Annotated in this window: 19 protein-coding genes; 11 read left to right on the plus strand and 8 right to left on the minus strand. The window is 63.4% G+C overall.

The features are described 5' to 3' along the window. The 3 genes from mnmE to hemJ form a co-directional block, all read right to left on the minus strand. Nucleotides 1-895, minus strand: an 895-nt coding sequence (gene mnmE / locus PMI42_RS10845; RefSeq protein WP_008133565.1) for a tRNA uridine-5-carboxymethylaminomethyl(34) synthesis GTPase MnmE, incomplete at its 3' end; no start/stop codon positions are given. Between the two features lie 314 nt (nt 896-1209). Then, nucleotides 1210-2475, minus strand: coding sequence for a transcription termination factor Rho (gene rho / locus PMI42_RS10850; protein WP_008133567.1), 1266 nt, complete (start codon nt 2473-2475; stop codon nt 1210-1212). Between the two features lie 249 nt (nt 2476-2724). Beyond that, a complete protein-coding gene (hemJ, locus tag PMI42_RS10855; protein WP_008133569.1) occupies nt 2725-3159 on the minus strand; it encodes a protoporphyrinogen oxidase HemJ in 435 nt (144 codons plus the stop codon). A 456-nt stretch (nt 3160-3615) separates the two neighbouring features. On the opposite strand from hemJ, the gene PMI42_RS10860 reads away from it, so the two are divergent. Genes PMI42_RS10860 through dnaQ form a run of 4 tightly spaced genes read left to right on the plus strand, consistent with a single transcriptional unit; the run spans nt 3616 to nt 6466 of the window. Continuing rightward, entirely contained in the window at nt 3616-4455 is an 840-nt protein-coding gene (locus PMI42_RS10860) for a pyruvate, water dikinase regulatory protein (RefSeq protein WP_008133570.1), read from the plus strand. A gap of 20 nt (nt 4456-4475) precedes the next feature. Then, nucleotides 4476-5084: a Maf family nucleotide pyrophosphatase gene (locus PMI42_RS10865; RefSeq protein WP_008133572.1), complete on the plus strand. Its 609-nt coding sequence runs from the start codon at nt 4476-4478 to the stop codon at nt 5082-5084. 23 nt (nt 5085-5107) lie between these two features. Beyond that, on the plus strand, nt 5108-5707 hold the full coding sequence (gene coaE, locus PMI42_RS10870) for a dephospho-CoA kinase (RefSeq protein ID WP_008133574.1): 600 nt from the start codon (nt 5108-5110) through the stop codon (nt 5705-5707). Nucleotides 5708-5749: 42 nt separating this feature from the next. Beyond that, nucleotides 5750-6466, plus strand: a complete 717-nt coding sequence (dnaQ, locus tag PMI42_RS10875) for a DNA polymerase III subunit epsilon (RefSeq protein ID WP_008133576.1) — start codon at nt 5750-5752, stop codon at nt 6464-6466. 21 nt (nt 6467-6487) lie between these two features. Here dnaQ and secB read toward each other — a convergent pair whose 3' ends face one another. Next, complete coding sequence (secB, locus tag PMI42_RS10880) at nt 6488-6973, minus strand: protein-export chaperone SecB (protein ID WP_008133578.1); 486 nt, start codon at nt 6971-6973, stop codon at nt 6488-6490. A 417-nt stretch (nt 6974-7390) separates the two neighbouring features. Here secB and PMI42_RS10885 point away from each other — a divergent pair, with 417 nt between their 5' ends. Genes PMI42_RS10885 through PMI42_RS10895 form a run of 3 tightly spaced genes read left to right on the plus strand, consistent with a single transcriptional unit; the run spans nt 7391 to nt 10207 of the window. Next, nucleotides 7391-8098, plus strand: a complete 708-nt coding sequence (locus PMI42_RS10885) for a Tim44/TimA family putative adaptor protein (protein ID WP_008133581.1) — start codon at nt 7391-7393, stop codon at nt 8096-8098. Beyond that, nucleotides 8076-9620 carry a murein transglycosylase A gene (mltA, locus tag PMI42_RS10890; RefSeq protein WP_008133583.1) on the plus strand — a complete coding sequence of 515 codons (1545 nt, stop codon included), beginning with the start codon at nt 8076-8078 and terminating at the stop codon, nt 9618-9620. The genes PMI42_RS10885 and mltA overlap by 23 nt, the downstream gene beginning before the upstream one ends. After that, nucleotides 9617-10207 (plus strand): Smr/MutS family protein, encoded by a 591-nt coding sequence (locus tag PMI42_RS10895; protein WP_008133585.1) that lies wholly within the window; start codon nt 9617-9619, stop codon nt 10205-10207. The genes mltA and PMI42_RS10895 overlap by 4 nt, the downstream gene beginning before the upstream one ends. A 50-nt stretch (nt 10208-10257) precedes the next feature. On the opposite strand, the gene PMI42_RS10900 is transcribed toward PMI42_RS10895, so the two are convergent. Continuing rightward, entirely contained in the window at nt 10258-11391 is a 1134-nt protein-coding gene (locus PMI42_RS10900; protein ID WP_008133587.1) for a hypothetical protein, read from the minus strand. 279 nt (nt 11392-11670) lie between these two features. Here PMI42_RS10900 and PMI42_RS10905 point away from each other — a divergent pair, with 279 nt between their 5' ends. Beyond that, the gene (locus tag PMI42_RS10905; RefSeq protein WP_008133589.1) at nt 11671-11976 is read left to right on the plus strand and encodes a DUF3892 domain-containing protein; all 306 of its coding nucleotides are present in this window, start codon (nt 11671-11673) and stop codon (nt 11974-11976) included. 51 nt (nt 11977-12027) lie between these two features. Here the strand turns inward: PMI42_RS10905 and hslU are convergent, their stop codons facing one another. The 3 genes from hslU to hslV all read right to left on the minus strand — a co-directional run bounded on the left by hslU (nt 12028) and on the right by hslV (nt 14769). Continuing rightward, nucleotides 12028-13332 carry an ATP-dependent protease ATPase subunit HslU gene (gene hslU / locus PMI42_RS10910; protein WP_008133591.1) on the minus strand — a complete coding sequence of 435 codons (1305 nt, stop codon included), beginning with the start codon at nt 13330-13332 and terminating at the stop codon, nt 12028-12030. 49 nt (nt 13333-13381) lie between these two features. After that, the gene (locus tag PMI42_RS10915; protein ID WP_008133592.1) at nt 13382-13999 is read right to left on the minus strand and encodes a DUF2585 domain-containing protein; all 618 of its coding nucleotides are present in this window, start codon (nt 13997-13999) and stop codon (nt 13382-13384) included. Nucleotides 14000-14208: 209 nt separating this feature from the next. Next, nucleotides 14209-14769: an ATP-dependent protease subunit HslV gene (hslV, locus tag PMI42_RS10920; protein ID WP_008133594.1), complete on the minus strand. Its 561-nt coding sequence runs from the start codon at nt 14767-14769 to the stop codon at nt 14209-14211. A gap of 189 nt (nt 14770-14958) precedes the next feature. Here hslV and hisB point away from each other — a divergent pair, with 189 nt between their 5' ends. From hisB to hisH, 3 genes are all read left to right on the plus strand, one after another. After that, entirely contained in the window at nt 14959-15552 is a 594-nt protein-coding gene (hisB, locus tag PMI42_RS10925) for an imidazoleglycerol-phosphate dehydratase HisB (RefSeq protein ID WP_008133596.1), read from the plus strand. A 64-nt stretch (nt 15553-15616) separates the two neighbouring features. After that, the gene (locus PMI42_RS10930; RefSeq protein ID WP_008133597.1) at nt 15617-16147 is read left to right on the plus strand and encodes a DUF2628 domain-containing protein; all 531 of its coding nucleotides are present in this window, start codon (nt 15617-15619) and stop codon (nt 16145-16147) included. Continuing rightward, nucleotides 16144-16585, plus strand: a 442-nt coding sequence (gene hisH, locus PMI42_RS10935; RefSeq protein ID WP_008133598.1) for an imidazole glycerol phosphate synthase subunit HisH, incomplete at its 3' end; no start/stop codon positions are given. The genes PMI42_RS10930 and hisH, both read left to right, overlap by 4 nt.

Here is a 16585-nt window from a genome sequence, read left to right on the forward strand (position 1 = left end):
CTGCATCCTCGGCCCTGGCTCGCGCCCGCCGCACCCCTTCCTGCTCAACCGGATCATCAGTCTCGCGAATCCCGGCGGTGTCGATGACAGTGACGGGGTAGCCATCGAGGTCGAGCTGCACCTCGATCACGTCACGCGTGGTGCCGGCGTGCGGTGAGACGATCGCGACCTCGCGGCGAGCCAGCTGGTTCATCAGCGTCGACTTGCCGACATTCGGCTCGCCCGCGATCGCGACCACCAGGCCGTCGCGTAGTCGTTCAGAATGTCCCTGTGCCGCAAGGACCTTTGCGATTTCGTCGTGCAGGTTCCTGATCGCCTTCACCGCCGGCGCTCGCAGCTCCGCCGGCACATCGCCCTCGTCGGAAAAATCGATGCCGGCCTCGATCAGCGCCGAGGCCTCGATGATGCGCTCGCGCCAGTCGCGCGCGCGATCGCCGAGCAGGCCCTGCAACTGGCGCAGCGCCTGGCGACGCTGGCGGTCGGTGTCGGCGTGGATGAGGTCGTCGAGACCTTCGGCTTCGGTGAGATCGAGCTTGCCGTTCTCGAACGCGCGCCGCGTGAATTCGCCGGGTTCGGCCGCCCGCGTATTCGGAATAGAGGAAATCGCGGCGAGGAGCGCGGCCAGCACCGCGCGGCCGCCATGGACGTGAAATTCGGCGATGTCCTCGCCGGTCGCGCTTGCCGGCCCCGGAAACCAGAGCACGACCGCGTCGTCGATCGGCTGGCCCGTGCCGTCATGGAGCAGCCGGCGGCTCGCCTGCCGCGGCGTCGGCGGCCTGCCCGCGAGCGCCGTCAGGACCGTACCGGCCTGTGAGCCCGAGACGCGCACCACCGCGATCGCGCTTGGCGCACGGCCGGACGACAGCGCAAAGATGGTCTGGTCTCGCGGGTGCATGGCCTATTTGTCCAGCTCCCGGCAAAAACGCAAACATCCGTTTCAGCCGGCCAGCGGCAGGCTTTTGCTGCACAAAATCCTGCAGCAAATTCCCATATTGCGCTGCAACATAAGTGGGTCATTTGCTGCATGAATTTATGCCTCCCGGACCGAAAAGGCGTCACGGAATCAAGTATTATTGAGATATATCAACGGTTTAAAAGAAGACCAGATTCAGGCGCCAGATCCAAATTCATGCTGCACATCAGCCGCAGCAAAGTTGCACAACAAAAAGGGCGCCCGAAGGCGCCCTTTGATCTCTTGCTGCACCGCACTCAGGTGTTCATGGAGTCGAAGAACTCCGAATTGCTCTTGGTCGAGCGCAGCTTGTCGAGCAGGAAGTCGATCGCGTCCATCGTGCCCATCGGATTGAGGATGCGGCGGAGGACGTACATCTTCTTGAGCACCTGCGGATCGGTGATGAGCTCCTCCTTGCGGGTGCCGGAGCGCGAGATGTCGATCGCCGGGAAGGTGCGCTTGTCCGAGACCTTGCGGTCCAGGATCAGTTCGGAGTTACCGGTGCCCTTGAACTCTTCGAAAATGACTTCGTCCATGCGGCTGCCGGTATCGACCAGCGCGGTCGCGATGATCGTCAGCGAGCCGCCCTCCTCGATGTTACGGGCGGCACCGAAGAAGCGCTTCGGGCGCTGCAGCGCGTTGGCGTCGACACCGCCGGTCAGCACCTTACCGGATGACGGCACCACGGTGTTGTAGGCACGGCCAAGGCGCGTGATCGAATCGAGCAGGATGACGACGTCGCGGCCATGCTCGACCAGCCGTTTTGCTTTTTCGATCACCATCTCGGCGACCTGGACGTGACGCACGGCCGGCTCGTCGAAGGTCGAGGACACGACCTCGCCCTTCACCGAGCGCTGCATGTCCGTGACTTCTTCCGGACGTTCGTCGATCAAGAGCACGATCAGATAGCATTCGGGATGATTGTGCGTGATCGAATGCGCGATGTTCTGCATCAGCACGGTTTTACCCGTGCGCGGCGGCGCCACGATCAAGGCGCGCTGGCCCTTGCCGATCGGCGCGACGATGTCGATCACCCTTGCAGACAGGTCTTTCCGGGTCGGATCGTCGATTTCCATGCGGAAGCGCTGATTCGGAAACAGCGGCGTGAGGTTGTCGAAATTGACCTTGTGCTTGGCCTTTTCCGGGTCCTCGAAATTGAGCGTGTTGACCTTCAGCAGCGCGAAATAGCGCTCGCCCTCTTTCGGGCTGCGAATGTGGCCTTCGATGGTGTCGCCGGTGCGCAGGCCGAAACGGCGGATCTGCGAGGGCGAAACGTAGATGTCATCCGGGCCCGGCAGATAATTGGCATCGGGCGAGCGGAGGAAGCCGAAGCCGTCGGAGAGCACCTCGACGACGCCCTGGCCGACAATGTCGGTCTCGGCGAGCGCAAGCTGCTTGAGGATGGCGAACAGCAGCTCCTGCTTGCGCATGGTGCTGGCGTTCTCGACCCCGTTTTCCTCCGCAAACGAGACGAGCTCGGCCGGCGTTTTGGACTTGAGGTCTTCGAGTTTAATTTCCCGCATTGGGGTGGTCCTGTGGGGTAACCTTGGGAAGGGGGGTGCGAGGAGGCTCTGAAATGCGGACGCGAAAAGGTAAGGTCCGCAGGTCTGGCAAGGAGAGCGCCGGTGAGGCTTCAAACCTGATGCGGTGTCCGGCCTCTGGAAAGCTCGGACACAACCACATCCGCCTGCGTTGGGTGGGATATCGCTAATATAGAAAATCGCTTCTCACTCCGCAAGCCGAAGCGCTGAGCGATCCTTCGGGATTGCTGCCTAGAACGGTTTCACGATCACCATGATGACGATGAGAATCATTAGGACGGTCGGCACTTCATTGATAATTCGATAGAATTTCTGGGTTCGCGGGCGCTTGTCGGCCGCAAAATCCTTCACCCAGCGGGAAAAAAAGCCGTGGACCGCTGACAGCGCCAGGACCAGTGCCAGTTTTACGTGCAGCCAACCGAATGTGAACCAGTGGCCGGACCAGGCGAGAAACAGCCCGGCAAGCCAGGTGACGATCATGGCCGGGTTGATGATCGCCTTGAGCAGGCGACGTTCCATGACCTTGAACGTCTCCGACTGCTTCGAGCCGATTTCGGCCTCGCAGTGATAGATGAACAGCCTGGGCAGATAGAGCATGCCGGCCATCCAGGAGATGACGGCGATCACATGCAGCGCCTTGATCCAGAGATAGACGTCCTCAAACATGGTCTGCGCCCGGGTTTCCGCCCAGCGAATGGAACTGGGGATAGTAAGACCTCGTTAAGATCTCTCCTGCACACATATCCGTCTGGAGCGCCCTTCTCCAATAAAGAATCTTAGATTCTTAAGGTTTGAGTCTTAGTGACCGTGAATTGGACTCACACAATTCCGTCCGCAAGCTCGCCTGCGCTTGTTCACATCCATCAACATATCCTCGGTCACGCCGACGACGTACGATAAGTCAGCCGCCTTCAAAGGCTTGCGCGTTTCTGTCAGCAGCTTATCAAGGGGGTTGTCCGCGCAATCCCACTTCCCTTTTTTCAAGGCGCCGGACTTATTCCGACGGGCAGTGGTGTGAAGAAAATTGGCACTTGTCCCGCCCCTGGTGTCGCGCAACCCTTTCCGAGGGGTTAAGGTCCACAGAAATCCACAAACCACACCGTCCTCATACAAAGAGTTTTTGTGCCGACCTCGACCAATTATTTCCATCTGCACCTGGTGTCCGATTCCACCGGCGAGACGCTGATCACGGTCGCGCGCGCCGTCGCCGCGCAATACGCGAACGTCACCCCGGTCGAGCACGTCTATCCGTTGGTGCGCAGCCAGAAGCAGCTCGATCGCGTGCTCGACGAGATCGAGGAAGCGCCGGGCATCGTGCTGTTCACGCTGCTGGAGAAGGATCTGGTCTCCAGGCTGGAGGACAAGTGCAAGAACATCAACGTTCCGAGCCTGTCGATCATCGGGCCGGTGATGCAGCTGTTCGAGGCCTATCTCGGCGCTGCGACCACGGGGCGTGTCGGCGCCCAGCACGTGCTCAACGCGGAATATTTCAAGCGCATCGACGCGCTGAACTATACGATGATCCATGATGACGGTCAGCATGTCGAAGGTCTCGACGATGCCGATGTCGTGCTGGTCGGTGTCTCCCGCACCTCCAAGACGCCGACGTCGATTTATCTTGCCAATCGCGGCATCCGCACCGCCAACGTGCCGCTGGTGCCGGGCATTCCGGTGCCCGCGCAGTTGGAGACGCTGACACGGCCGCTCGTGGTCAGCCTGCATGCGACGCCGGAACGCCTGATCCAGGTCCGGACGAACCGTCTTCTCTCGATGGGCGCCGATTCCAGCGGCGACACTTATACCGACAAGCAGTCGGTCGCCGAGGAGGTTGCGTTTGCGCGCAAGCTCAGCGCCAAGCACGACTGGCCGCTGCTCGACGTCACGCGGCGCTCGATCGAGGAAACCGCCGCGGCGATCATGAAGCTGTACAGCGATCGCCAGCGTAACCGGCCTTCCGAATAGATTTGGAAACAGTTTGCGCGATGGGTCTGTGGCTCGGCACGTCTCCCTTGATCCTGGCCTCGCAAAGCAGCGCGCGAAAGATGCTGCTGGCCAATGCCGGGCTCGCATTCGAGGCCGTGACGGCCGACATTGACGAGCGTGGCATTCAGGCCGCGTCGAAACTTTCAAACCCGCGCGAGATCGGTCTGCTGCTGGCCCGCGAAAAGGCCAGAGCCGTCTCGGCCAATCGTCCCGGAAGCTATGTGATCGGTGCCGACCAGACGCTGGCCCTGGGCGAGCGTCTCTTCAACAAGCCGGCCGGGCGTCTCCAGGCGTTGGCGCAATTGCGCGATCTGGCCGGCAACAGCCATGAACTGAATTCCGCCGTGGCCGTGGCGCATGACGGCAGGATTGTCTTCGAGGATGTGACGGTGGCGCGCATGACCATGCGGAAAATGACCGAGGCGGAGCTTTCGGCCTATCTCGACGCCGCCGGCGATGCCGTGACGACCAGCGTCGGCGCCTATCAGCTCGAAGGCCTCGGCATCCATCTGTTCGAGCGCATCGAAGGCGACCATTTCACCATTCTCGGCCTGCCGCTGCTGCCGCTGCTTGCGTTCCTGCGCAGCGAACAGCTAATTGCGGTGTAGATGATGGCCATGGCTGGGCACTGATGCGGATCCTCGGACTGACCGGCTCGATCGGGATGGGCAAATCCACCACCGCGAAACTGTTCGCGGAAGCCGGCGTGCCCGTCTACGACGCCGATGCTGCCGTCCACCAGCTCTATGAGGGCGAGGCGGCTCCCGCGATCGAGGCCGCCTTCCCCGGCACCACCGTCAACGGCAAGGTCGATCGTCCCAAACTGTCGGCGCGCGTCGTGCATGATCCCGCCGCGATCAAGCAGCTCGAGCAGATCGTTCATCCGATGCTCGGCGCCTCCCGGAAAAAATTCTTTGCCGACGCGGAAGCCGCCAAGGCGCCGGTCGTGGTGCTGGATATTCCGCTGCTGTTCGAGACCGGCGGCGAGAAGCGGGTCGACGCCGTGGTCGTGGTGACGACCTCGCCGGAGCTGCAGCGCGCGCGGGTCCTGGCGCGCGGTACGATGGACGAGGCCAAACTCGACGCCATCATCGCCAAGCAGACGCCGGACGCCGAGAAGCGCGAACGGGCCGATTTCGTAGTGGATACGTCACACGGACTTGAACCGGTGCGCGCCCAAATCACGCACATCCTGGCCGAGGTCGTTAAGATGCCGCAGCGGCGAGCCTGATTCGCCGCGCTGACAAGGCTCTTTGCACGGCGTCCTCAAATCATGCGCGAAATCGTTCTCGATACCGAAACCACCGGCCTCGATCCGCTCCGCGGCGATCGCCTGGTCGAAATCGGTTGCGTCGAGATGTTGAACCGGATGCCGACGGGGCAGACGTATCACGTCTATATCAATCCCGAGAGGGACATGCCGGCGGAAGCCTTTGCAGTGCACGGGCTGTCGGCCGAATTCCTGTCGACCAAGCCATTGTTCCACGAGGTCGTCGAGGCGTTCCTGGAGTTCATCGGCGAAGCGCCGCTGGTGATCCACAACGCCTCGTTCGACATCAGCTTCATCAACGCCGAGCTCGACAGGATCAAGCGGGCGGCGATCCCCCGCGAGCGGCTGGTCGATACGCTGCTGCTGGCGCGGCGCAAGCATCCCGGCGTGTCGAACCGGCTCGACGATCTCTGCTCGCGCTATTCGATCGACAATTCACGCCGCACCAAGCACGGCGCCTTGCTCGACGCCGAACTGCTGGCTGAGGTCTATGTCGATCTGGTCGGGGCGCGGCAGTCGCAGCTGCTGCTGGCGTCGGACGCCGAGGACAGCAGAACCAATGCGGCCGGTGATGCGCCGCGGCGGCAGCGGTCTGTGCCGCTCGCGCCGCGGGTATCGGATGCCGAGCGCGAGGCCCACCGGGCCTTCATTGCGACGCTCGGCGACAAGGCAATCTGGAACGAGTTCCTGCCCGCTCCAGTCGCTCCTGCGGCCGGTTAGGCCTGCCGGTCAGGCCTGCCGTCAGGCCTGGCCGCTCGTCGGCTGAGCGGCCATTTGCCGCTCCATGTTCTGGCGATAGAGACCGACGAAATCGACCGGGTCCAGCATCAGCGGCGGGAACCCGCCGTCGCGCACGGCGGTGGCGATGATCTCACGGGCGAACGGGAACAGCAGGCGCGGGCATTCGATCATGACCAGCGGATGCAGGTTTTCCTTCGGCACGTTGGTAATGCGGAACACGCCGGCATAGGCGAGCTCGAACGAGAACATGATCTTGCCCGCGGTCTCGGCCTTGCCCTCGACCGACAGCGTCACCTCGAACTCGGTTTCGCTGAGGTTGTTGGCGCCGACATTGATCTGGATGTTGATCTGGGGCGGCTGGCTCTGCTGCTGGAGCGAGCTGGGCGCGTTCGGATTTTCGAACGAGAGGTCCTTGGTATATTGCGCCAGCACGTTGAGCTGGGGAGCCTGGGCCGCCTCGGGAGGGGTGCCGTTACCGTTGGTCATGAAAGTCTCTCCTTACCCGATTTGGGCTGAATTTCGCGGCGGTTGGCTAACATAGGGCCGCCTCATTCCACAAGGACGAACGGCCCGGGATCGGGTGTCCGGAACGCGGCCACAACTGTGGCGTTCAAGCCGGCGTTCCCGCCAGATCGCAGGTTAAATGATTGAAGATGCGCGATTTCCGGGCAGGATCGGGTTTCCCCTTAAGCATAAAACGCGCTACAATCCGTGCTGTGCCAAAAGGCGCCATTGGCCGGGCAAGATTTCGTGCCTACATCCCACGGACCAGACGCGCGGACCTAAAATGGTGATGTAGACTTGCCGTTCCCGTATGGAACGGTCTACTGGCCGGATCGATTTTCCCGGCGACGATCCCTTCTAGTCGGCCCCTTCTCGAGAAGACCAGAAAGCGAATACGACGTGGACATCTACACCATCATCTTCCTGGCGCTGGCGGTCTTCATCTTTCTGAGGCTGCGCAGCGTGCTGGGGCAGCGCACGGGCAGTGAACGGCCGCCGTTCGACCATACTGCCGCCCGCAACGCGCTGGGGGGTGCCCAGGACAAGAATGTCGTGACCATGCCGGGCAAGGTGATCGACCAGGCCCCGCTGGCGCCGTCGGTCGAGCCGACCGCGCCCTCCGACCGCTGGAAGGGCCTGACCGAGCCCGGCACCGCGCTCGCCCAGGGTCTCGATGCCATCGTCGACAAGGATTCCACCTTCGACCCCCGCCATTTCATCTCCGGCGCCCGCGGCGCCTATGAGATGATCGTGCTGGCCTTTGCCAATGGCGACCGCCGCGCGTTGCGCGACCTGTTGTCGTCGGAGGTCTATGACAGCTTCGATGCCGCCATCAAGGAACGCGAGAAGAACGAGCAGAAGACCGAGACGCGCTTCGTCTCGATCGACAAGGCCGAGCTCGTCGGCGCCGAGCTGCGCGACCGCACCGCCCAGCTCACCATCCGCTTCGTCTCGCAGATGATCTCGGCGACCCGCGACAAGGCCGGCAACATCGTCGACGGCAGCGCCGACACGGTCGCCGACATCACCGATATCTGGACTTTCGCCCGCGACACCACCTCTCGCGATCCGAACTGGAAGCTGGTTGGCACCGGAAGCGCGAATTAAGGTCTTTCTGAAGACCGGCGCGACGGCGCTTTGCGCGGGTGTCGTCGTGCTGTCGTCGTTTTCGCTCGGCGCCGAGGCTGCGCGGCGCCACTATCGCAGCCACCACCATCATCTCCCGCAATTGCCTGCCGCCCCGCCGCGGGCGTTGCCCTATCCGCAGTTGCCCTTGCCGTTCGAAATCCCCGGCGCGCAATATTTGCCGCTGCCCTGGGCGGATGTGAAAGGCTGGGGCGATGACGATCATCTTGCGGCCTACAAGACCTTCCGCGCCAGCTGCAAGTCGATCAATGCGCAGACCAGCGCGCCCGAGCCGAAGGACGCAAAGGCGCTTGGTGGCTCGCTGAGTGAGCCTTGCAGGGCTGCCAAGTCGCTCAAGCTCAGCGACGATGCGACGGCAAAGACCTTCTTCGAAGAGAATTTTGCGCCGCTGCGCATCTCGCGCCTCGGCGAGCCCGACGGTTTCGTCACCGGCTATTACGAGCCGGTGCTGGAGGGCTCGCGGACGCAGACCGACGTTTACAACGTCCCGGTCTATCGCCGGCCCTCCAACCTGTTCGTGCGCGGCTACAGGCAGGACTCCGTCAGCCTGCCCAACAAGGGCCCGGTCTATCGCAAGATCGGCCGCCGCAAGCTGGTGCCCTATTACGACCGCGGCGAGATCGAGGACGGCAAGATCGCCGGCCGCGGGCTGGAGATCGCCTGGCTGAAGGACCCGACCGATCTGCTGTTCGCCCAGATCCAGGGCTCGGCGAGGATCAAGTTCGATGACGGCACCACGCTCCGGCTCAACTACGACGCCTACAACGGCTATCCCTACACGGCCGTGGGGCGCATCCTGATCGAGCGCGGCATCATCCCGAGAGAGGAGATGTCGATGCAGAAGATCAGGGAGTGGATGACGCAAAACCCCGATGGCGCCAAGGAGCTGCGGCGGGCGAACCGCGCCTACATCTTCTTCCGCGAGGTCAACCTCTCCGACAAGGACGAGGCGGTGGGCGCGCAAGGCATTCCGCTCACGGCCGGGCGCTCGATCGCGGTGGACAAGGCGCTGCATGTCTACGGCACGCCGTTCTTCATCGAGGGCGAGCTGCCGATCGAGTCCGACCGCGCGAAGACGCCGTTCCATCGGCTGATGATCGCGCAGGACACCGGCTCGGCCATCATCGGCCCCGCGCGTGCCGATCTCTATTTCGGCGCCGGCGCGGATGCCGGCCGCGTCTCGGGCCGGCTGCGCCATCCCATGCATTTTGTCATGCTGGTGCCGAAGGGTCTCGATCCCACGACGCGCGCCGCGCGGCTGCCAGTGCCGGATCCGCGTCCCTCGGAGAAGATCGCAAAACTGTTTCCGCAAACCGATCCTGCGAAGGACAAGCCGCCGGCTCCGGCCGCAGCGGTGGCGCAAGGCAAGGGCGAGACGGTCGCTATCGCAGGTCCAGTCCCGTTGCCGGTGCCGCGTCCCGTGATCGAGCCCGCTCCCGAGCCGCGGCGGCCGGCGAAGAATCGTTCCCATCGACAGCAATGAAGCGATCGTCCCGTCCGCCCGTGCTGGAGCCTCGCCCCTCGCCGCGCCGCCGCGCGCTGAGCGAGGAAGAACGCGCGCTGTGGGACACGGTCGCCAAACAGGTCAAGCCATTGCGGAAGCATCGTGCGGCCAAGGCACATGCCCCGCTGCGCACGGAGCCGCCACCTGCAGCGCCGGTCGCGCGACCCGCATCATCTCCACGTCCGATGGCTGCTGCGCCGGTGCCACGTGCGGTCAAATCGGCGATCCCGCCATTGGCTCCCCTTGGCAAGCGCGAGCGCACAAAGCTGTCGCGCGGCCGCAGCGAGATCGATGCGCGGCTCGATCTGCACGGCATGACCCAGTCGCGTGCCCACCGCGCCCTCACCGGCTTCCTGCACCGCGCCCATCATGACGGCCTGACCTTCGTGCTCGTCATCACCGGCAAGGGACGCAGCGGCGGCGAAAGCGGCGTGCTGCGCCGGCAGGTGCCGGAATGGCTGAGCCTGCCGGAATTCCGCGCCTTCGTGGTGGGCTTCGAGGAAGCCGCGATCGGCCACGGCGGCGAGGGCGCGCTGTATGTGCGGATTCGCAGGGCGAGGTACTAACCGCGGACTCGCTGCAACCTCTCCCGCTTGCGGGGGAGGGAGCACACCACCTAAAACGGCCGTACGATTCCGACGCGCGGGATCAGCGTCAGGATCATGCCGAAGATGTTGGTTTTCTGATCTTCTGCCAGGATTGGCGGGGTCTCCCGCGCCGCCGGCAGCATCTTCACCGCATGCAGGGTCAGAAACATGCAGACCGCCCAGTTCGAGATCCAGCGCGAATAGTCGAACACCATCGCGAACATCACGAGATAGGCGAGGCTGATGCCGATCAGTGCCGCAACCACGAGACGGCGATGCGTCTCGCTGGCGAGCGCGCCGATCAGGCTTGCAAAATAGCGCCACAGCGGCGTGTGCAGCCAGATCAGCAGCGCAAAAACGGGCACGCCGAGGATGTTGTGCGGCAGCCGGCCCCAGGTGTCGGAAATCTCCTTCGCCAGCGGCTGATACCAGATGTAGGCGAATTGCAGCAGATCGGTGCGGGAGGGATCGGCCATCCGGGTCTTCAGATACGCGACGAAGTCCGCCTCCGGGATCGGCATCGTTCCCCAAAACTGCGCGGCGAAGAACAGCGCGGAGACGGTGGCGAATGCGACGGCGCCGAACGCGACGTTGGTGCGATTGCGGCCACGGGTCAGGTAATGCCTGATCACCACGATGGTGATGATGACAGGCACATACATCAGCAGGTGAATGTGATGGATCAGCACGAGCACGGTTGCAAACAGCGCGGCCGTTGCCACGAACAGCAACGAGCCCGCCGGCATCAGCAGCAGAACGATCGCCAGCGCGCAGCCATAGATGTCGAAATGGCCGAGCGTGTGCATGAAGTTCTTCAGGAAGAACGGCGAGCCCGCGACGAAGACGAACAGCGGCAGGGTCTTTGCGGTGAAGCCGAATGTCTTCTGAAATAGTCTTGCGTACAGCCCTGCTGTCACAAGCCAGGTCGCGCCGCCGAGCGCGAACACCAGCCAGACCGGCACCCTGTCGGTGAACAGCGCGACGATCGCCCCGATCAGCGCGCGCTTGATGAAGCCGAAATGGTAGTCGACGAGCAGGTGGATGTAGGGGACGTAAGGCGGCAGCTGGATCTTGTGCACGAACACGCCGACGATCACCGCCGCGTTGATCGCGAGCAGGAGGCGCCAGGGGTTTTGGCGCAGATTTGCAGCGATCGTGCTCAAGCTGCAACCCAAGGGAATCGGTGGGACCGGACTCCGAACAGGTTCTGAGTCAATATGTGGGTCACAGGATTATTTTAACCACTATATATTGACCGCGTGGCGCTCACCGATACCATTCCCGTGACCCTCAGAAGCAGCGAAGCCGTCGGGTGGCAAGACCCAACGGCTCCAAATCTTCTGACCCGCATCCCGAGCTGGGCGCGGAACAGGCTGTCTAAGCAACCCATGGAATCATGGGTGGAGTCGGTGGTCAAGCCCAGCTCTCGATAGGAGTGAAGAATGACCAGTCCGCAGACTAGGCCCCAGACGGCGCAGATTCGCTGTGTGAACAAGCGCGATCGTCCGAATCCGTTCGAACGGATCACCCACGTTGGTGGTTATGGCTCGAGCCAGTGGAAGATCACGCAGGAACAGGCGATTACTATGATCGAGCGCGGCGAGTGGAGCTTCTATGTTTCGCTCCCCGGTTCGACCAAGGCTGTTTGGGTCGAGATCGGTGTTAGTCGCTTCGGCAACAAGTACTTGCGCACCGAAGGCGACGACGACACCCGCAACAATCTCTTGAGCCTGCCCGAGTGTCCTTGACGCTCAGTCAGTAGCAACGAAAGGCCCGACAGAACTGCCGGGTCTTTCTGCTTACAAAATGAACCGGCTCAGATCCGCGTTCTTGGCGAGATCGCCGACGTGCTTCTGCACGAAATCGGCGTCGACCTTGACGGTCTCGCCGTTGCGGTCGGGGGCGGTGAAGGAGATTTCGTCCAGCACCCGCTCCATCACGGTCTGGAGCCGCCGCGCGCCGATGTTCTCGACGGTCGAATTGACCGCGACCGCGACGTCGGCGAGCGCGTCGATGGCGCTGTCGGTGATGTCGAGCGTGACGCCCTCGGTCTGCATCAGGGCGACATATTGCTTGATCAGCGAAGCCTCGGGCTCGGTCAGGATGCGCCGCATGTCGTCGCGGGTCAGCGCCTGCAACTCGACGCGGATCGGCAGGCGGCCCTGCAATTCCGGCAGCAGGTCCGACGGCTTGGCGACGTGGAAGGCGCCCGACGCAATGAACAGGATGTGGTCGGTCTTCACCGCGCCGTGCTTGGTCGAGACCGTGGTGCCTTCGATCAGCGGCAAGAGATCGCGCTGCACGCCCTCGCGGGAGACGTCGCCGCCGACGCGGCCGTCGCGCGCGCAGATCTTGTCGATCTCGTCCAGGAACACGATGCCGTTGTTCTCGACCGCGCTGATCGCCTCGAGCGTGAGCTGGTCGGTGTCCAGCAGCTTGTCGGACTCCTCGTTGACGAGGATTTCGTGGGAATTCTCCACCGTCAGCCGCCGCGTCTTGCTGCGGCCGCCGAGCTTGCCGAAGATGTCGCCGATCGAGATCGCGCCCATCTGCGCGCCCGGCATGCCCGGGATTTCGAACATCGGCATGCCGCTACCGGACGATTGCGTCTCGATCTCGATTTCCTTGTCGTTGAGCTCGCCGGCGCGCAGCTTCTTGCGGAACGATTCCCGCGTCGCCGAGCTGGCATTGGCGCCGACCAGCGCATCGAGCACGCGCTCCTCGGCGGCGAGCTGCGCGCGCGCCTGCACGTCCTTGCGCTTGCGCTCGCGCACCTGGGCGATCGCGACCTCGACGAGGTCGCGAATGATCTGCTCGACGTCGCGGCCGACATAGCCGACCTCGGTGAATTTTGTCGCCTCGACCTTCAGGAACGGCGCATTCGCGAGCTTGGCGAGCCGCCGCGCGATTTCCGTCTTGCCGACGCCGGTGGGGCCGATCATCAGGATGTTCTTCGGCAGCACCTCCTCGCGCAAGGAGCCTTCGAGCTGCTGCCGCCGCCAGCGGTTGCGCAGCGCGATCGAGACGGCGCGCTTGGCGTCGGCCTGGCCGACGATGAAACGGTCGAGTTCGGAAACGATTTCGCGGGGAGAGAAGTCTGTCATGTCTGCTTAGCTAGGGCGGGAGATGGTCGAGGACAAGCTGCATTTTAGGTCAGATGATGGGCGGACCCGATTGCCATTGTTTCACGGCCTCGATCGGATGGATCAGCATCAATACGTTCAGCGTCAGATTGTCGCGAATGTGGAGCGCCAGCATGATTTCGAAGCCGAGCCCGAGCAGGACGATCACCGATACCGGGAGCATGCGCGCGGCCAGAAACCCGAGCATCATGAACAGATTGTCGGAGACCGAATTGACGATGCTGTCGCCGAAATAATCCAGCGAGATGGTGCCGGCGCGGTAGCGCTCGATGATGAACGGCGAGTTCTCGACGATCTCCCAGGCGCCCTCGATCAGCATCGCGATGATCAGGCGGGCGGGCCATGACAAGGTCAGGAATGGCAAACGCACGAACAGCAGCCAGGTCAATCCGTAGAACAGGAAGCCGTGCAGGACGTGCGAGAAACTGTACCAGTCCGCGATGTGCTGCGAATTCTCCGAGCTGTTCACCACGCCATGCCAGAGCTTGACGTAGCCGCAGGTGCAGATCGGCACCCGCCCCATCGCGAACAGGATCGAGGCCTGCAGCGCCAGCAGCAACAGTGCGATGCCGACCCAGGTGGTTGCGGGGAAAGCTGTCTTGGTGGACTCGGTGGGTGCGAGCGTCATGGTACGCGTATCATCGCAGTGAGGGAGCATCGTGCGCAACCACGGCAACGGTGCGCTCCCTTTCCCGCCTGCGGGAGAGGGTTGGGGAGAGGGCTGTCTCCGCAGAGGGATTCTCCAAGAGGAGAGAGTCCCCACCCGACGCTCCGCGTCGACCTCCCCCGCAAGCGGGAGAGGTTGCAGCGAGTGCGCGGGTCGAGCGTTCAGTCAAATCAGCCGGCCGACAGGGCTTCGATGGTGACGTTGCGGTTGGTGTAGACGCAGATGTCGGCGGCGATGTCGAGGGAGCGGCGGACGATGGTCTCGGCGTCCTTGTCGGTGTCGAGCAGGGCGCGGGCGGCGGCCAGCGCGTAGTTGCCGCCGGAGCCGATCGCCATGACGCCGGCCTCGGGCTCGAGCACGTCGCCGGTGCCTGTGAGCACCAGGGAGACGTCCTTGTCGGCCACGATCATCATGGCCTCCAGCCGCCGCAGATAGCGGTCGGTGCGCCAGTCCTTGGCCAGCTCCACGGCCGCCCGGGTCAATTGCCCCGGATATTGCTCGAGCTTGGCTTCCAGGCGCTCGAACAGCGTGAAGGCGTCGGCGGTGGCGCCGGCAAAGCCGCCGATCACGTCGCCCTTGCCGAGTTTCCGGACCTTCCTGGCGTTGGACTTGATCACGGTCTGGCCGATCGAGACCTGGCCGTCGCCGCCGACCACCACCTTGCCGCCCTTGCGGACCGTCAAAATCGTGGTGCCGTGCCAGACCGGCGAGCTGTTCTGGGAATCCTGCATAAATTACCTCGTTGTCCGGCCTGATTTAGGCGGTCGGAGACGGCGGCACAACGGGCCGCTCCGGGCCCATTTCGCTCACCATAGGCAGAAGTAGAGGCCCGGCCGGCCGTTCCCGCAGTAGCGAAGGTGTCATGGGGCTGTTAAAAGACCCCCGTTTTCGGCCCCAGGCCTGGATGAAAGCTAGTTTTGATGCGCACCGCGACGATCAAGCGCAAGACCAAGGAAACCGAGATCGAGGTCACCGTGAACCTCGATGGCACCGGCGTGGCCGATATCGCGACCGGCATCGGCTTTTTCGACCATATGCTCGATCTCCTCGCCCGCCATTCCCGCATCGACCTCACGGTCAAGGCGGTTGGCGACCTGCACATTGACTATCACCATACCACCGAAGACACCGGCATCGCGCTCGGCCAGGCGATCAGGCAGGCGCTCGGCAACATGGCGGGCATCACCCGCTATGCCGGCGTGCACATGCCCATGGACGAGACACTGTCGCGCGTGGTCATCGACATCTCGGGCCGCCCGTTCCTGGTGTTCAAGGCCGAATTCCCCCGCGACAAGATCGGTGAGTTCGACACCGAGCTGGTGCGCGAGTGGTTCCAGGCCTTCGCCATGAATGCCGGCGTGACTCTCCACGTCGAGACCCTATATGGCGATAACAGCCACCATATCGCCGAGTCCTGCTTCAAGGGTCTGGCGCGGGCGCTGCGCACGGCGGTCGCGATCGATCCGAAGGCCGTGGGCGAGATCCCGTCCACCAAGGGCTCGCTCGGCGGCTGACGTCTTCGGCCCGCGGCAAACGCTGCTGGCGGCATCACTGAATTCTTGGGAACGAGGCATCGCCATGCCTGTCTACACAGTTCATGCTCCCTTCCCTGGCGGAGCCAATCTGCGCGCGACCGACAAATTCGTGTTCGTGCGCGACGGCTTCCATTTCTGGGCGATGGTGTTCGGCCCGTTCTGGCTGCTCTGGAACCGGCTCTGGCTGGCGCTGATCGGCTGGATCGTCTTCCTGGCCGCATTCGATGCCGGGCTGCACAGCCTCGGCGTCGGCCGCAGTTCGATCTTCTTCGCCAACATGATCGTCGCGGTGCTGATGGGCTTCGAGGCCTCCAGCCTGCGCCGCTGGACGCTGTCGCGCGGCAAATGGCGGCAGCTCGACGTCGTCGTCGCCGATGACGAGGACACCGCCGAACGCCGATTCTTCGAGCGCTGGAGCCAGAAGCAGCACGGCATCGTCAACGATCAATGGGCCGTCGATCGCGGCGGCCCGCCCCCGACCCGCAACTCGCCGGGTCAGCAATTCTCGAACCCGCCGCCGATTCCGGCCGGCGGCATCATTGGTTTGTTTCCAGAACCGGGAGGGTCAAGATGAGCGTCGCCATCATCGATTACGGTTCCGGGAATCTGCATTCGGCCGCGAAAGCCTTCGAGCGTGCCGCGCGCAGCATGGAAAATCCGCAGAAGGTCTTCGTCACCAGCGATCCGGACCGGGCCTACAGCGCTGATCGCCTGGTGTTGCCGGGCGTCGGCGCCTTCGCCGATTGCCGGCGCGGGCTCGATGCGGTCAACGGCATGGTCGAGGCGATCACCGAAGCCGTGCGCGTCAAGGCGCGGCCGATGTTCGGCATTTGCGTCGGCATGCAGCTGTTCGCCACCCGCGGCAAGGAGCATGTCATCACGCAAGGCCTGAACTGGATCGGCGGCGACGTCGAAAAAATCACGCCGCGTGACGAGAGCCTGAAGATCCCGCATATGGGCTGGAATACGCTCGACGTGCTGCGCGAGCATCCGGTGCTGGAGCGGCTGGCGC

Source organism: Bradyrhizobium sp. YR681, from assembly GCF_000282615.1.
Lineage (GTDB): Bacteria > Pseudomonadota > Alphaproteobacteria > Rhizobiales > Xanthobacteraceae > Bradyrhizobium.

Excerpts from the sequence above, each read along its gene's own strand:
- PMI42_RS10865 (WP_008133572.1), top strand. The coding sequence starts at position 4,476 with ATGGGTCTGTGGCTCGGCACGTCTCCCTTGATCCTGGCCTCGCAAAGC.
- hslV (WP_008133594.1), bottom strand. The coding sequence starts at position 14,769 with ATGCAGGATTCCCAGAACAGCTCGCCGGTCTGGCACGGCACCACGATT.
- PMI42_RS10895 (WP_008133585.1), top strand. The coding sequence starts at position 9,617 with ATGAAGCGATCGTCCCGTCCGCCCGTGCTGGAGCCTCGCCCCTCGCCG.
- hemJ (WP_008133569.1), bottom strand. The coding sequence starts at position 3,159 with ATGTTTGAGGACGTCTATCTCTGGATCAAGGCGCTGCATGTGATCGCC.
- PMI42_RS10905 (WP_008133589.1), top strand. The coding sequence starts at position 11,671 with ATGACCAGTCCGCAGACTAGGCCCCAGACGGCGCAGATTCGCTGTGTG.
- hisB (WP_008133596.1), top strand. The coding sequence starts at position 14,959 with ATGCGCACCGCGACGATCAAGCGCAAGACCAAGGAAACCGAGATCGAG.
- PMI42_RS10915 (WP_008133592.1), bottom strand. The coding sequence starts at position 13,999 with ATGACGCTCGCACCCACCGAGTCCACCAAGACAGCTTTCCCCGCAACC.
- coaE (WP_008133574.1), top strand. The coding sequence starts at position 5,108 with ATGCGGATCCTCGGACTGACCGGCTCGATCGGGATGGGCAAATCCACC.
- rho (WP_008133567.1), bottom strand. The coding sequence starts at position 2,475 with ATGCGGGAAATTAAACTCGAAGACCTCAAGTCCAAAACGCCGGCCGAG.
- hslU (WP_008133591.1), bottom strand. The coding sequence starts at position 13,332 with ATGACAGACTTCTCTCCCCGCGAAATCGTTTCCGAACTCGACCGTTTC.
- dnaQ (WP_008133576.1), top strand. The coding sequence starts at position 5,750 with ATGCGCGAAATCGTTCTCGATACCGAAACCACCGGCCTCGATCCGCTC.
- PMI42_RS10930 (WP_008133597.1), top strand. The coding sequence starts at position 15,617 with ATGCCTGTCTACACAGTTCATGCTCCCTTCCCTGGCGGAGCCAATCTG.
- secB (WP_008133578.1), bottom strand. The coding sequence starts at position 6,973 with ATGACCAACGGTAACGGCACCCCTCCCGAGGCGGCCCAGGCTCCCCAG.